General features: G+C 31.2%; 14 protein-coding genes and 1 pseudogene. 14 read left to right on the forward strand and 1 reads right to left on the reverse strand.

All coding sequences use genetic code 11. The annotated features are described in order from the left end of the window. From CVS91_RS10535 to CVS91_RS09930, 14 genes and pseudogenes are all read left to right on the forward strand, one after another. A pseudogene (locus CVS91_RS10535) lies at positions 1-98 on the forward strand (single-stranded DNA-binding protein); the annotation flags it as partial. 83 nt (positions 99-181) lie between these two features. Further along, the gene (locus tag CVS91_RS09870) at positions 182-652 is read left to right on the forward strand and encodes a hypothetical protein (protein ID WP_107831840.1); all 471 of its coding nucleotides are present in this window, start codon (positions 182-184) and stop codon (positions 650-652) included. Between the two features lie 10 nt (positions 653-662). Continuing rightward, a complete protein-coding gene (locus CVS91_RS09875; protein WP_107831841.1) occupies positions 663-1,175 on the forward strand; it encodes a hypothetical protein in 513 nt (170 codons plus the stop codon). A gap of 1 nt (position 1,176) precedes the next feature. After that, positions 1,177-2,424 (forward strand): hypothetical protein, encoded by a 1,248-nt coding sequence (locus tag CVS91_RS09880; RefSeq protein ID WP_107831842.1) that lies wholly within the window; start codon positions 1,177-1,179, stop codon positions 2,422-2,424. Then, positions 2,421-2,921, forward strand: coding sequence for a lytic transglycosylase domain-containing protein (locus CVS91_RS09885; protein ID WP_107831843.1), 501 nt, complete (start codon positions 2,421-2,423; stop codon positions 2,919-2,921). Before CVS91_RS09880 ends, CVS91_RS09885 begins: the two co-directional genes overlap by 4 nt. Next, complete coding sequence (locus CVS91_RS09890; RefSeq protein WP_103610256.1) at positions 2,918-3,922, forward strand: toprim domain-containing protein; 1,005 nt, start codon at positions 2,918-2,920, stop codon at positions 3,920-3,922. The genes CVS91_RS09885 and CVS91_RS09890 overlap by 4 nt, the downstream gene beginning before the upstream one ends. Beyond that, positions 3,919-4,101 (forward strand): hypothetical protein, encoded by a 183-nt coding sequence (locus CVS91_RS09895; protein ID WP_103568034.1) that lies wholly within the window; start codon positions 3,919-3,921, stop codon positions 4,099-4,101. The genes CVS91_RS09890 and CVS91_RS09895 overlap by 4 nt, the downstream gene beginning before the upstream one ends. A gap of 145 nt (positions 4,102-4,246) precedes the next feature. Further along, complete coding sequence (locus CVS91_RS09900) at positions 4,247-10,015, forward strand: SNF2-related protein (protein ID WP_107831844.1); 5,769 nt, start codon at positions 4,247-4,249, stop codon at positions 10,013-10,015. A gap of 201 nt (positions 10,016-10,216) precedes the next feature. Beyond that, on the forward strand, positions 10,217-10,927 hold the full coding sequence (locus CVS91_RS09905; protein WP_107831845.1) for a hypothetical protein: 711 nt from the start codon (positions 10,217-10,219) through the stop codon (positions 10,925-10,927). A 60-nt stretch (positions 10,928-10,987) separates the two neighbouring features. Then, complete coding sequence (locus tag CVS91_RS09910; RefSeq protein ID WP_107831846.1) at positions 10,988-11,287, forward strand: hypothetical protein; 300 nt, start codon at positions 10,988-10,990, stop codon at positions 11,285-11,287. Between the two features lie 21 nt (positions 11,288-11,308). After that, positions 11,309-11,971 carry an AAA family ATPase gene (locus CVS91_RS09915; protein WP_103568038.1) on the forward strand — a complete coding sequence of 221 codons (663 nt, stop codon included), beginning with the start codon at positions 11,309-11,311 and terminating at the stop codon, positions 11,969-11,971. An 82-nt stretch (positions 11,972-12,053) separates the two neighbouring features. Beyond that, positions 12,054-12,440 (forward strand): hypothetical protein, encoded by a 387-nt coding sequence (locus tag CVS91_RS10540; protein ID WP_103568039.1) that lies wholly within the window; start codon positions 12,054-12,056, stop codon positions 12,438-12,440. Continuing rightward, positions 12,434-13,249 carry a nucleotidyl transferase AbiEii/AbiGii toxin family protein gene (locus CVS91_RS09925; protein WP_107831847.1) on the forward strand — a complete coding sequence of 272 codons (816 nt, stop codon included), beginning with the start codon at positions 12,434-12,436 and terminating at the stop codon, positions 13,247-13,249. Before CVS91_RS10540 ends, CVS91_RS09925 begins: the two co-directional genes overlap by 7 nt. Next, a complete protein-coding gene (locus CVS91_RS09930) occupies positions 13,249-13,518 on the forward strand; it encodes a hypothetical protein (protein ID WP_103588998.1) in 270 nt (89 codons plus the stop codon). Before CVS91_RS09925 ends, CVS91_RS09930 begins: the two co-directional genes overlap by 1 nt. Before the next feature lie 77 nt (positions 13,519-13,595). Here CVS91_RS09930 and CVS91_RS09935 read toward each other — a convergent pair whose 3' ends face one another. Next, positions 13,596-14,936, reverse strand: coding sequence for a relaxase/mobilization nuclease domain-containing protein (locus tag CVS91_RS09935; protein WP_107831848.1), 1,341 nt, complete (start codon positions 14,934-14,936; stop codon positions 13,596-13,598). Between the last annotated feature and the right edge of the window lie 153 nt (positions 14,937-15,089).

The following is a 15,089-nucleotide window of genomic DNA, read 5'->3' on the forward strand; positions in this document are numbered from 1 at the left end:
GATTGAAATTCGACCAATGGACAGACAATAATGGACAAAATAGGAGCAAACATAGCATTGTCGTTGATAAAATGGTAATGCTTGATGGCAAAAAGCAGGAAATTAACGAAAAGGAAACGCCAAACGAGCGAGAAGAACAAACTGAAAAAACCGAGTATGTGCAAGGGGAATAAGCAGTAAAATGCAAAATTTAACCCAAAGCGAAAGAGCTCAAAGCTGGTTATCGGACAATCAACAAATAAAGGAAGAGATAGCAAAGGTTAAAGATAGCGATATGGGAAATTTTGAAACAAAACCAGATAATGCTCAAATTTGCCCTATTTGCAACAAGGGATACCTAATAAGACACGAAAGCCAAAATAAAAAAGGCGTATTTTGGTGGGGTTGCAGTCAATGGCGTGAAGGTTGTAAGGCATTTTATTACGATAACGATGGCAAGCCACAGCTTGAAACCAAAACAAAACAAGAAATACCAAGTGATGCACCTATATGTCCAAAATGCAAGAGTGGTAAGCTGCTGCCTAGAACCAGCGCAAAAGGTTTTAATTATTTTGCATGTAACGGCAAGTTAAAAAATGGTAATTGGTGCAATGCTAAATTTAAGACAAACGATAATGGCGAACTTGAAGAGATGGTTTTTGAGAAAAAATAAGGATAGTAGAATGCAAGCAGAAGATCTAAAAAAGATTATCAATACGGTAAGGTTTAATGATATTTTATTAACTTTTAAAGATACAGAGGATTTCAGATGCTATTGTGATTTTTTAATCAATAAGCCAAATAGCATTCATGATAACAGCCACAGCTTTTGGAATAGTTATTATAAATTACAAAATAATATTCTAAAAGATATTGAAGAAAAAAATTCCAAATATGATCTTTGCAAAAACGAACAAACTAGAGAAGAAGCTGGTTTGTCTTTAGAACGATTAATAAATGAATGCGGCTGCGAAAACATAAAAGCCAATGTTATTTATTTTGATACATTTGATAAAAATTCACAATACATCTATGCTGATGAATACGAAAAACTAGAAGAGCTTGTGAATATTATCGACAAAAAATACCACATCTCGAGTCATAAAACAAAATTTGCTTGTATACACTGGAATGATCACGAAGAAGAGTATCACTCACCAAAGGTCAGCATCCATAGAGTCTTAATAAAGGAATAACATGCCAACTTACAAAAATTTAAAATATATCAATGAAAGCAAAAATTCAATATTAAGTAATTTAGATAACAATTTACAAGAACAATATGCCAGTGACCTAGATCAAAATCTAAACGAACTCTACAATAATGAGGTTAGGTCGAAGATTGAAAAAATGGGGGATAAAAACAGACAAATTTCAGAATTTTTAAATGAAATGTATTCAAATGTTGATTACAACATGGATGAATTCGATCCAAAATACTTAAAAGAAAATAAAGAAAAATTTAAGGATATAAAAGGTGGCATAATCGCAAGTATTATTGATAAGAACAATAAAGCACAAAGCAACTACCAACTTGAGAGCTTTTTCGAAAAGTATGATCAAATTTTTGACAAGAATACACCTCATGATAAGATAACAGATAATGTTGCTAGTAAATTTCTAGAACTAAATGGAGAACTTTACAACAAAATAGAGCATGAATCAGTATACAACGAAGCCGAACTAGCTCTTAGTAAAACATTATCTAAAAATATAACTTCACGCATTGATATTGATACAAACAAAGATGGAAATTATCAAATAGATAAATTTAGTAAGTTGCTAGCTGCCAACAAAGAGTTTAGAGGAGATGAAAATATCGCCCTATTCCAAACTCTAAAAATGATGGATAAAGCATTAATGGATGAAAACAATAAGGATTTTAAAGCTATATATGAAAAAATAGGCTTTAACTTTACTGATATTGATGGAAAAACTATTCATATCAATGCAAGACTTGGCGAAGGACACTTTCAAAAAGACTTAGATCATTTGGTAAAGATAGGTTGCAATGATTGTGGTATAGGTAGTGTCAGCAAAATAGCTAATAAAATTTTTATAAAATCCACTGAAACAAACGATCTAATTTTAGATCAAAATGAAGAACAAAGCAAAGAGAGGGGCAAAGGATTAAATTTTAAAAATCCTGCAACAATTGATAATTTTGAAAAATGTTTAAAAGGTGGCATAGAAGCAACTGCAGCATTGGCTGAAAGCATAGGAGATGAAAGTATTACAGCTTTTACTCAAAATTTAAATCGTGTTGCTGGCATATCTGGTATAGGTAAACATATAAATAATATTGTATCAGCACAAAATAACAAAGAGGTAATAAATAGATTAGGTAAGGCATACACAGAAAAGGTCAAAAGTGGTGCAATAAAACTTCCAAAAGAAAAAGTTATGGAACACTCAAATCAAAAGAGTTTAGGCGCTAATAGATGAAATTTTTAAAACAATTTAAAATAATAAAATACTATAAAAAACTATTTATTATTATATTATCATTATCTATAATAGCGACAAATGTTTCAGCTATACCCAATGCTAATGAAAGTAGATACAATAAGCTCTTTTATAAATTTGGCAAAGAGTTTAATATCCCTCCGATACTTCTTTGGGCTATAGCAAAAACAGAGAGTAACTTTACCAATAATGCAAAGAATATTAACAACAATGGCTCAATAGATTATGGGTTGATGCAGATTAATTCAATTCATGAAACAACATTAAAAGCTAAAAATTTAAGCATTGATGACCTATATAAGCCAGAAACAAACATTCAAATGGGAGCAATGATACTAAGAAATTGCATTAATAAACATGGTTGGGATTATAAAGCACTAAACTGCTATAACGGAAAAGTTGAAAATAATCCATATTCTCGTAAAGTTTTTGCAAATTTAAAAACTTTAAAACAAGCAAGAAGAGTAATTAAATGAACTTACACAAAGATGATACAAGGGCTTTTTTAGAATATCTTGGTTTTGACGTGGATAGCCACTATAAATTCAGGATGCGAGAAGATGAGCATACCGCTTCTGCTTCTATTGATCCAAAGAATGGCTATATTAAAGACTTTGGCAGTGGTTTTAGGGGTGATATAATAGCATTTTATAAGGAAATAAAGAATTGCGACGAAAGAAGTGCATTTTTAGAAGTAGCAGGTATTCTAGACAACCTAAAAATAGATCATGATCTAAATCATGGGCAAAAGACAAATATTGCTATTCATAAAAAAGCTATAAATGCTAGACCAATTAAAGAAGAACCCACAATAGATTATCTTGATGACGACATAGTAAAAAAATACGAAAATGAAAGGCGTGAGAATTTTACACGCTATCAAGAACTTTTACATAAACTGCTTCCAGTTTGTGACAATAATCAACGTAAAGAAATAGCTCAAAAATTTCAAATAGGTTATTCCAAAGAAGAAGATAGGCTGGTAATGCCATTAAGAAATGAGACTGGCAAGATCGTAACGCTTTGGAAATATAATCCAAATTTAAATATCAAATACACTTTTAGTAAAAATAGACCACGCTGCGCCTTTAATATCCAAGCATTAAAAGAATATACAAGAGATGATAGTCCTATATTCATAGCTGAAGGTGAAAAAGACTGCTTAAATATGTTGTCACGTGGATATAAGGCTATAAGCTTTGGGAGTGCTGCCACTCATTTAAAACAAATTCAAATTGATATGTTAAAAGATAGTTACATTGTTGTAGCATATGATTATGACGAGGCAGGGAAAAATGGTGCAAAGGCTTTAAAAGAGCAGTTAAATAACTCTTGTAAAGTTGTAGAAATAATAGAATGGGAAAAGATACTCAAACAAAACGGATTAGAAAAAGAGCTAAAGAAAGGATTTGATTTCACTGATTTTCTAAAACTTAGTGCCAAGGAGAGGGAAAAAAAACAAGGAATTAATAGATGACAGATAACAAAGAAAAAGATAATAGCCAATATAAACCAAAGAAAAGACAGGTTGTAATTTATTTAGAAGAAGATGAATTAAAATATTTAGACTATATCTATAATAAAAAATTCTTTCCAACTCGTGCCGCATATATTAGAATGCTTATTAATGAAGACAAAGAAATGAATGGCTATTAAAAATATTAAATATTTTAATATTGTATAAAAATATTTAATATTTCACATAATAATATATTGTTATAAAAGTATGTAAAAATCGGCATTTGCCATAAATTTAGATAAAATTTTATTTTAAAATTTTATTTTTTTGTAAGGATTTTAAATGGCAAAACAGAAAAATGATAATAATCTATATGATAGTCTTGATCTATTTAGTATGGCAGATGCTCATCCAGAATACTTTGGAGGTAATCTCAATTCAATTATAGAAAAAACGATTGATATAGATACACAGATAAATGAGATAGAAAATGGCTTATTTGAAACCATAAACACAACAGATGTTACACCAAATGAAGAAACCATAATTAATCCTATAAAAAAATTCAATAATACCTTTGAGGACCTAAAACTAAGCGATGCCCTAGAACTAGGTGGGGAAAAGGATAGATTTAGAAAAAATATTGCAGCAATTAAAACTACTAACGAAATTTACCCAAAATTAGATCTTGCTAAGAAAGGCGAAATAGAACTAAATATTACAAGAGAGCAACAGCTAACAATAGCTAACTTTTCAGGCTGGGGAGGAATAAATGGACTATTTGATGAACGCAATGAAAAATGGAAAGATGAAAGAGAAGAGCTCAAGAAGCTACTTAGCGAAAGTGAATATGATGCTGCTAAACGTTCAAATTTAACTGCATATTATACGCCTAAAAATATCGTTTCGGCAATGTATAAAGGTCTCGAAAGACTTGGTATTAATGCCGATAGAGCAGATTTGAACAAAGAAATTCTAGAGCCTAGTGTAGGAAATGGTTCGTTTATTACGTTTAACAAAAACGATAATTTTCATTTTACTGGTCTTGATATTGAACCTCTTACAATTAAAATGAACAAAATTTTATATCCGAATCAAAAAAATAATAACATTGGCTACGAAAAATTTACTTATGATGAGCAGTTTGACGCAGTTGTTGGCAATCCTCCATTTTTAGATGTCCCACTTTTTGATAATAAGCATCAAGATTTATATGGTTCAGCCCATAATTTCTTTATACAAAAAGCCACACAATACAGTTTAAAAGAAGATGGAATAAGTGCTTTTGTAGTAAGTCGTCACTTTATGGATGCTAAATACAATTCAGCAAGAGATGAGATAGCGCAAAATCATACTTTCTTAGGTGCAGTGCGTTTGCCAAACAATGTTTTTAAGCACACAGAGGCTGAAACAGATATCATTTTTCTACAAAAAGGCAAGCATCCTGAGTATAACAAAGAAATATCCAATATTAAATCAACTCAAGTAGCACAAGATGGCACAGAATTAAATCAAAGCATAAACCATTATTTTATTGAAAACCCCCAAAACATACTTGCTAAGCCGGTCTTAAGAAATGGGCAATTTGGAAAAGCAATTTTTTATGATCCAAAAGACGATATAAATTTTAGTCTTGATACAGCAATAGAAAATTTTATAGAAAATCAACTTCCTACTAACGTATATAAGTGGAGAGAGCCGGCATCTATTATCGACTTTGCAATAGAAAGTTACGACGATGCCTATGATTATGTTAAGGATTTAAAAGAAAATAGCCTTTTAATCTATAATGATCAAATTTGCAAAATAACCTCGTCGATAAACGGAGAAATAAGAGCATCAAAAATTGAAGATTTAAGCCCTACCATCCAAAATAGAATTAAAAAGTATATACCCTTAAGAGACAAACTCAAAGAGCTCATTGCACTAGAGCAGACAGATATTAAAGACGATGATATAAAACTAAAGCAAACAAGAGAACAGCTTAATTTGCTACTAGACAACTATCATATTAGCGAAGGATTTTTATCTGGGAATAAGGCAGCATCATTTAAAAATCTAGATGTAGAGTTTAGCAAAGTCAAAGCTCTAGAAAAAAACTATAAAAAACCTGAACGTGCAAGAGATGGCAAAGAAGCCATAAAGGAAAGCTGCGAAAAGGCTAATATTTTACTTCGCCGAACAATAGGTTTTACTCCTGAAATTTTGTTTGACAATGAAAAGGATGGTGTATTAGTAAGCATGTATCAGTTTGGAAAGATCGATACAAACTATATTTCAAAAAAACTAGGAAAATCAAATATCGAAGTCGAAGATCAAATTATTGCAGAAAAACTGGCTTTTTACGATCCAGAAAAATTATCAAAAGGCGAAAGAGAGCTAATTTTTACTCCAATTTATCTTAGTGGAAATGTCAAGGAAAAATTAAAATCAGCAAAAAATCTACAAGACATTTATGCGGACTTAATGCAAAACAATATAGAAGAACTTAGCAAGGTCATACCACAAGATATTAGCTTTGTTGATATAGACACGAGGTTTGGCAGTTCTTGGATACCAATAAAATACTATGATGATTTTTTAAAGAACGAGCTAAAGACATCAAACTATAATAATGATGCATGGAAACTTCAAAATTTAGGTTCCATGGGCTGGCAAATAGACGGAGATAAATATCATCTTTCACAATATGCAACTTATAACTATTCCGTTGAAGTCAAAGGACTTACCACACAAAGACTAATTAATGGAAATTATGAAATACACCAAAATGTAGGTAACAATAAAAGCGTATATGACATTATAGAAAGTGCTCTAAATAATACACCTATAAAGATTATGGAAAAAACAAATGAGCCTTTGCTAGATAAAGAAGGTAATATTAAGAGAGATAAAGAAGGCAACATAGTCTTTAAACAAGTAATAAATCCAGAAAAAACAGCTGAAGCAAATGCGAAAGTTGAAATGCTAAAAAGCAAATTTAATGAATGGATATATAGCGACCGAGCTAGAGCAAAAGAACTAGAACGTATTTACAACGACAAATTTAACTGCTACGTTAAAGCCAAATTTAATGGAGATGGTCTAGAAATTTTAGGGCTTGATGGCAATATAAAACTTAGAAAGCACCAAAAAGATGCTATTTTTAGAAGCATGGTTCAAAAAAATATTTTACTTGATCACGAAGTTGGGGCTGGCAAAACATATGCAGCAATAGCTGCTGTTATGAAGCAAAAAGAGCTTGGGCTTGTAAAAAAACCTCTAATCATCGTTCCAAACAATCTTGTAACCCAATGGGATCAAAGTATTTTTGATGCATTTCCTAACGCTAATGTGCTAGTGGCAGACGAAAACTCTTTAAGCCCAAAAGAAAGAGACGAGTTTTTGGCTAAAGTAGCAAATAATGACTGGGATGCCGTTGTTATAAAATATACACAAGTAGAAAAACTACCAGTTCCTTTTGAAACACAAAAAAAGATACTTGACAAAGAAATTTATGAGCTAAAAGAAGCTCTTAGATATTATGAGGAACGTGATGAAGCAACAAACAGACGTTCTGCACGTCAAGTTGAAAAAATGATAGCCAGGGTTGAAAAAAAAGTAGAAAAACTATTTGACGATAAAGCAAAATCCAAGACAATGGATTTTTCAATGCTTGGTGTTGATAGTATAGTAGTTGATGAGGCACATAACTTTAAAAATTTAGGCGTAATCTCTCCGATGAATGCAAAAGGCAAAGGAGCTAATACTTCAAGCAAGAGAGCATTAAATATGCTTGCACTGACTACCTATATTAACGACAAAAAAGATGGTAAAGTAATGTTTTTAACTGGAACTCCAGTATCAAACTCACTTAGCGAAATTTATAATATGCAGAGATATTTACAGCCAAAAGAGCTTGAAAATTTAGGCATAGATAGCTTTTCAAATTGGGCTAGTAATTTTGCTGGTATTGACATTGCCCCTGTAAGAGATGCTAGCGGTCGCATAAAAATGGAAGCAAGGTTTTCATCACTTACAAACTTACCTGAGCTATCAAATATACTAAGCCAAACAACAGACACTATCACAAATGATGATATTAAAGCCTTTTCAAAGACATTTGTTCCAAATAAAGAAGTGATTTACGTAAAAAGTGAAAAATCTAAACGTATATCAGATTATATAGGGGAAGCTGATGAAAATGGAATTTACCCTAGATACTCAATTACTGGGCGACTTATTAGTATGGAAGGTGGAGGATATGATCCAAGCATCGATAACCCACTAAAAGTAACAAACGACGCAAAAAAAGCAAGTATTGATTTTAGACTAATAGATCCAACAGCCCCTGATTACCCAAATTCTAAAATAAATATCGCGGTTGATGAGATATTTAAAGAATGGCAAACATGGGGTGATAAAAAGGGGACTCAGCTTGTATTCTTAGATGTTGGAACACCGAAAAGCACTAGCGATAAATCATTTAACTTAAAACTAGATGAGATATTAGCTAGAGAAGAGCAAAAAACAGAATATGTTGATGAATTCGAGAATATCAATGATACTTTAGAAAACAGCGAAGTATCAGTAGATGATCTTGATGAAAATGGAGAGGTTCTAAAAAAGGACGAATTTGATGATAGTAGATTTTTTCTTTATGGAGATATTTATAAAAAGCTAGTTGATAAAGGAATACCAAGAGAACAAATAGCATTTATACATGATGCGGTTAGCAACGAAGAAAAAGCGGATCTTTTTAAAAAAGTTAATGATGGTGAAGTTAGAGTTCTTTTAGGCAGCCGTGCAAAAATGGGAACAGGAGTAAATGTCCAAAGACGCATCACAGCACTTCACCACATAGATTGTCCATGGAGACCAAGTGATATAACACAAAGCAATGGAAGAGCGATTAGACAAGGTAATCTCTTTTATGAGAACGACCCAGAAAACTTTATAATCAAAGAATTTAGACATATTACTCCTGGAACGTTTGATGAAAGGAACTGGGAGTTGCAGAGCAAAAAGAACGAGGCTATATTGAATTTCAGAAGAGGTGTCGTCGGAGAACGTAGTTTAAATGGCTTTGAGGAGGATTTATTAAATTCAAATGAGGCACGTGCAGTCGCCAGTGAAAATCCTCTCATCTTTACAGAGTTTGAATTAAATGAAGCTATAAAAAAAGAGAGAAATGAGCTCAAACGATATAAAGAACAAGTTTTTTCTAATGGTGAGGAGCAAGAGAAAAACAACATTAGAATGGCTAACATAGAGATGCAAATACCTAAAATAGATATCATTAAAGATATAGTAAAGCAAAATACAAGCGAAAACTTTACTTGCAAAATGAACAAATATAAAGCTTCTATTGTAACTGGTGGTTTTGAGCCAATAGTGTATGACTTTAATATACCAAAAGATAAAAATGGCACAGATGCTAACGAAATAGAAATAAAGCAAAATCAAATGGCAGACATCTTGCAAGATAATATAAATTTACTATTTGCAGAAAAAGAGACGCCAAGAGAGGTTGCAGAGTATAAGGGCTTTAAAGTTATTGGAGAAGTTACAAACACAGCATTTAATGGAAATATTATATTTTTTAAGCTCGTAAACAAAGAATACGATATAGAGTTAGAACCAAGATCTCTTGAATATAATGACGATATATCAAAAGGTATTAGCGCAAGAGAACAAATTAGCCTTAGAGGCTTTTTTACAAGAATAAACAATGTTCTAAGTGATGAAGCCCTACAAAAGAGGCTAGAGAAAAATAAAAATGATCTAGAAAAATTAAGAGAATCAAATATTACTTTAAAAGAATGGTTAGCAAGCAACCAAGTTTATCCAAAGCAAGAACTTTTAAACAAACTTCAAAAAGACCTTGAAATTTGTAATTCCGAAAATGAGAAGATGATTGTAGATAGACAGTATAAAAGTGAGTTTAAAAGTTCAGCACTAGAGGAATATAAAAATTGGGACAAAATTCAAAAAGAGAAGTTCCTTGAAAAGCTAAAAGAACGAAATAATAATGATCAAATAGAACGACCAACATTTACGCAACCACAATATAAATTATCCAAACAAACAGAAGAAAAAAGCAGATCAATAGATACTGGCATCAGTCTTTAATATGGCACATTTTATAATTGTATTAAATAATTTAATACAATTATAAATTATTTAATATAGTATTAAACAATAAAAAAATAAATTTCTCAATAATCTAGAAGTAAATAATTATATACAATATTAAATTATATTATATTATTTAATATTATTTTAAACTTTTTTATATTAGAATTCTTTTATATTTAAAACAAAGGAGAAAAGATGCTGCCGAATAAACCGCAAGATTATCCTAATAGTTTTCCAGCTCGAGTATGGTATACGCACCTTATAGAAGAAATCGGTGATGAAGCTATCGAAAAGCTTGGCTTTTATCCAAACGAAAGACTGCTTGACACAACAAAAGCCTTAGTAGCAAAACAAGATCAAACACTAGCTAATTTTTTTAGTCAAAGAATATTTTGGGGAATTTTTTATAGCAGTAATGGCGGCATTGAAGAGTCTTTAGGCGTAGGCAATCGTAGGATAATTCCACTAATATGGTTTAGACAAATTGCCGACAGTAAGTTTGCTAACTCGCTTAAAGAGATCGCAAAAATTGCAAAAAGTGATTTAGAACAACTTCTTTATGAATGTATCTTGTATCAAGAATTTTTTGAGTTACAAATTTTAGTTAAAAAGGATAGCATTGAATGGCTAAAAAATAATGCTACCAAGAATGAGGTATTAAGTCATCATGGCTTTAACAATATGTTGGGATATAAATATTTCTTAAAAAGAATAAGAGAGGGATTAATGTTTTCAAATCAAGCTTTAGAGAATGGTTTTGATGAAAAAAAACTACCACGTTTTAGTGAAATGGTAGCACAAGGAGATGGAGCATTTTTACCTTGTCCATTAGTCAAAAACGATCTACACTTTGGTGGTGGAAAATGGCAAATAGAATATGAGTTTGTCACAGATGGTGACTATTAATATATTAAATTTTAAAATAATTTAATATAGTAAAAAATAATTTAATACAAAGGAAAAAAGATGAGATTACTAGGCAAAATTGCACTTGTTGCAGCAACAACAATCATGCTTATTGGTTGTGGTGAAGGATCTAAGTATGGCGATAAAGAATATACATTTGAATATTTAAGGGATAATGAACAATTGCTAGTAGAATTGGTTCAGTGGTGTGAGTTAAACAAAAATGCAAATTTAAATACAACACAAATGAAAAACTGCCAAACTGCATATGACAGAAAATCAAGGTTGACTCAAAAATGGGGAAATGAGCCAAGTAAATGGGAAAAATTAGTCGAGAAATACGGAACTAAAAAACAATAAGCATAGTCTAAAGGATAAAAAATGGTAATAGCAGTCTGCAATGAAAAAGGTGGTAGCGGAAAAACAAATATTGCTATAAATTTAGCCATAAAATTAGGTCTTATGAAAGATGACACTCTTTTAGTAGATGCTGATCCTCAAAGAAGTATAGATGTTTTTACTGATATTAGAGCTGATGCAAATTTACCACTACTATTTAATGCTGTCTCAAAACTTGGATCATCGATGCTAAAAGAGATACAAAGCTTAAAGCAAAAGTATGATAGTGTAGTAATTGATACTGGTGGACGTGATAGCCAAGAAATGAGACAAGCGTTAGCGGTTTGCAATATTGCTATTATCCCAGTTATTCCGAGCGATCTTGATATTGCCGTTTTGAACAAAATGATACTAGTTTTTAATCAAGCGAAAATTTACAATCCGAATTCAAAAGCACTAATAGTTATCTCTAAAGCTTCACCAAATCCTTTTCTAGCTAAAAAGGTAGAAGCACTACGTGAATATATTAGCGAAAAGAAGTTAGAAGATATTTTTCTAGCAAATAGCATAATCTATGAACGTGAGGCATATAGAAATGCCTTTTCAGCAGGAATGGGTGTGAGCGAATATTGCAAAGATAACGAAAACGCAAAGCTTGATTTCGAAGGCTTCTTTAACGAACTTGTCAATTTTGCTAATAATTAAAAACAATATTATATTATTTTATAAAGTTTAAAATAATATAATATATTAAATTAAAAGGCTAAAATCAAAGGAAGAAAAAATAATGGCATATATATCTGGCTGGGAAGCTTTAAATATACCTAGGCTTGATGGTTCAATCGCCGATTGGCATCCACTGCTTTATTTTGCCAATAAAAACAATATAAAAACTTATGAGAATAATGAAATTTTAGGTTCTTTGGGGATACAAAGGCGATATGTAAAGATGCTTGATAAAGAAGAGTATGTAGCAAATTATGCAAGAGCGATAGCTGATTTAGTCTATAAAGGCGAAACAGCTGGTCTCAAGAACTGCGTGCAAGATTACTTGGATGATAACGAGGAAAGCGAGCTTTTCAACTATTTAAAGCTTATAAATAAAAACAAAAAAGTTGATGATTTTATGAAATTTGAATTAACAAAGCTATATTTTAAGGATAAAAGATGCTAGAGCAATACCAAAAAGATAGAGTTAAACTTATAAAAGAAATTTTGCCATATCTTGGGGATACCTTTGTTTTAAAAGGTGGAACGGCACTTAGTTTATATTATGGGCTAAATAGATATTCAGAAGACATTGATTTGGATTGCACAACCAACAATATGAATTTTATAAACAAGCTAAAGCGCCATAAAGATTTTAGTAATTGGAATATAAATATTAAAAAAGATACCGACACTGTTTTTAGAGCAATGATAGATTATGGTGCAACCTCTCATTACGGCAGCTATCCACTAAAAATAGAAGTTAGTAGCAGAAACAAAGACCTACTGAGATCCAAGACTTTAAATTTTGAAAATATAAATGGTGTTAACGTCTATTGTGTGGATGAGCTTATAAAAATGAAAGGAGTTGCTTTTAGTGGCAGAGATAAAATTCGAGATTTTTATGATCTAGGGTATCTACTACAAACTTATCCTGACAAATTTAGCAAAGAAAATCTTTTTGGAATACGAGAAAAGATCTTTTACTGTGGCGAAGATGAACTAAATTTACTTTTAAAAGATGAAAGTTTGCAACATAAACTTATATCTCAAGACAAAATTCACGTAACTGATACTTATACTCAAGATGTATTAAGGCGTATCAATACTCTGCTAGAGCCAGCAATACAAAGAGATACAACACAATCTCAAAAACAGCAAAATGATAGTTCAAAAGCTGTTCTGTCTAGACTTGGTATAGCATATGTCAAAAAAGTAGAAAGTGGAGTCATAAAAACAAAAGAAACCAAGAATACAAAAGAAAAGGAAAGATAATGGGAATATTGGATAAGAAAAATGGATTTGCATTTGTAAACAATGCCAACATTGCAGCAAGTAGCAATGTGGAAGAATTTATAAACTCTGGTGCTGCAGATAGTAATGAAAAGAAAAAAAGCAATGCTGGACGTCCCAAAAAAGTGGGTGAAAAACCGGTCTCGGTTGCAATATATCTTATGCCAAGCGAGAAAGAAAGACTAGAAAATGAAGCAAAAGCTCAGTTTATGAGCTTGTCTGGGTATCTAAAATTGAAAATTTTAGCATGACTACATGTAAGTTATGGCTATGCCGTAAAGAAATAGAGACAATTAAAACAATCCACAAAGACAACAAGCAGATGTGTCTATCTGTTAAAATCTTTTTTATTAAGACTATTAGTTTTTTTGCTATCAATATTTGTTGTATTTTCCACAACCTTTTGTTTGGCTTGTAAAATTTGAGCTTTGCTTGAGTCAGTTTTATTTTGTTTTGGATTAACATCTTTTGTTTGCGAGGATGGAGCAACAACTTTTGTGTCACTTCTGGAAAGAATTTTATATTCAGTCTTTTTCTTTTCAGCTTCACTAAGGGGAGTCAATTCAACTTCCCTCTTTCCTTCTACAGAACAATCCCACACATTCCTATAAAGAGTTTTTTCGCACCATTGTTTAGTTTTTTTATCATAAATTTTCTTTACAATCGGTTCCTGAGCAGTTACTGCAAACCTAGCATAATCTCCATTTGTAATATTATAATCTTCCATTAACTGCCTTAAATGCTTGCCCCAAAGAATAGTTTCTTTCCCTTTACTTGTCTCAAATTTAACATAATACGACTCTTCAGTATGCTCATCTAGTGAAAAATTATATTTTGCTTCACCATATCCAGTTATCTTGTAATGATGCGGCTTATGTCCATCCCAAACATCCGGAAATTTATTCTTAGAAAATTTCTTATTTTTATAAGAAAAATTTGTTGCTTTATACCCCAAATCGGTTAAATTTTTTGCAAACTCATCACGCATCATATCCAAATCAGCTGGAGAAATTTTAATTCTTTTTCCATTACAATCAACACTTTTTAAGTCCAAATGGCAATGAGGATTATCTGTGTCATTATGGACTGCTAATATAAAATGATTATTTAAAAATCTTTCTTTAATGGTTTTTATTGCAGCGTTTTTAATTTCCTCGACAGGGATATTATTTTCACCTTTCATAGAAAAAACCATATGCACTACCTCGTTTTTTTCTTTTAATTTTAGTTTTTCAATATCATGTTTATTGGGAATATCATAAACTCCATCTTGGAATGTTGCAGCTATTTCGTTTATATCATTAATAAAAATTTCATTATCACTTTCTAAAGGATCATTAATAAAAACATCAAGTAAGCCGTCTCGGCTAATATATTTTATATGGCTTTTAAGTTGATTAAAATTTTGATCCTTGCCAGTAATTTTTATCAAGACTTGAGAATTATATCCACGTCTTTTAGTTAAAAGTTTAGTTGTATGCTCTCTTTCACTTTTAGTAAATTTTTGAGAAATAAAACCTTTGCTTAAAAGATACTTATTCCAAATCTTATCTTTAAAACTTTGAGGAGAAGCGAAATATTTTCTCTGTTTTTTTTCAAACTCGCTCCAGATCTTTTTAGCTTTTAAAAAATTTTCATCATCCAAATATGATTTTAATTTACGACTCATTTTAATTTAGCCTGTAAAAACATTTTTTGTTCTTTTATAAAATTATCAGTCTCTTGAACTTGTTTATTTACTGTCTCTTATAATCATCTGACGCTGCCGACGAGCTTCTCTGTGTAGCTTTTGGGGGTCGAGGCTACATTACAACAAGATATA

The organism is Campylobacter concisus (genome assembly GCF_003048985.1).
Taxonomy (GTDB): Bacteria; Campylobacterota; Campylobacteria; order Campylobacterales; family Campylobacteraceae; genus Campylobacter_A; species Campylobacter_A concisus_AY.

Coding starts and splice junctions, on each gene's coding strand:
- CVS91_RS09900 (WP_107831844.1), top strand. CDS start 4,247: ATGGCAAAACAGAAAAATGATAATAATCTATATGATAGTCTTGATCTA.
- CVS91_RS09930 (WP_103588998.1), top strand. CDS start 13,249: ATGGGAATATTGGATAAGAAAAATGGATTTGCATTTGTAAACAATGCC.
- CVS91_RS09885 (WP_107831843.1), top strand. CDS start 2,421: ATGAAATTTTTAAAACAATTTAAAATAATAAAATACTATAAAAAACTA.
- CVS91_RS09895 (WP_103568034.1), top strand. CDS start 3,919: ATGACAGATAACAAAGAAAAAGATAATAGCCAATATAAACCAAAGAAA.
- CVS91_RS09880 (WP_107831842.1), top strand. CDS start 1,177: ATGCCAACTTACAAAAATTTAAAATATATCAATGAAAGCAAAAATTCA.
- CVS91_RS09875 (WP_107831841.1), top strand. CDS start 663: ATGCAAGCAGAAGATCTAAAAAAGATTATCAATACGGTAAGGTTTAAT.
- CVS91_RS09910 (WP_107831846.1), top strand. CDS start 10,988: ATGAGATTACTAGGCAAAATTGCACTTGTTGCAGCAACAACAATCATG.
- CVS91_RS09915 (WP_103568038.1), top strand. CDS start 11,309: ATGGTAATAGCAGTCTGCAATGAAAAAGGTGGTAGCGGAAAAACAAAT.
- CVS91_RS10540 (WP_103568039.1), top strand. CDS start 12,054: ATGGCATATATATCTGGCTGGGAAGCTTTAAATATACCTAGGCTTGAT.
- CVS91_RS09925 (WP_107831847.1), top strand. CDS start 12,434: ATGCTAGAGCAATACCAAAAAGATAGAGTTAAACTTATAAAAGAAATT.
- CVS91_RS09870 (WP_107831840.1), top strand. CDS start 182: ATGCAAAATTTAACCCAAAGCGAAAGAGCTCAAAGCTGGTTATCGGAC.
- CVS91_RS09935 (WP_107831848.1), bottom strand. CDS start 14,936: ATGAGTCGTAAATTAAAATCATATTTGGATGATGAAAATTTTTTAAAA.
- CVS91_RS09905 (WP_107831845.1), top strand. CDS start 10,217: ATGCTGCCGAATAAACCGCAAGATTATCCTAATAGTTTTCCAGCTCGA.
- CVS91_RS09890 (WP_103610256.1), top strand. CDS start 2,918: ATGAACTTACACAAAGATGATACAAGGGCTTTTTTAGAATATCTTGGT.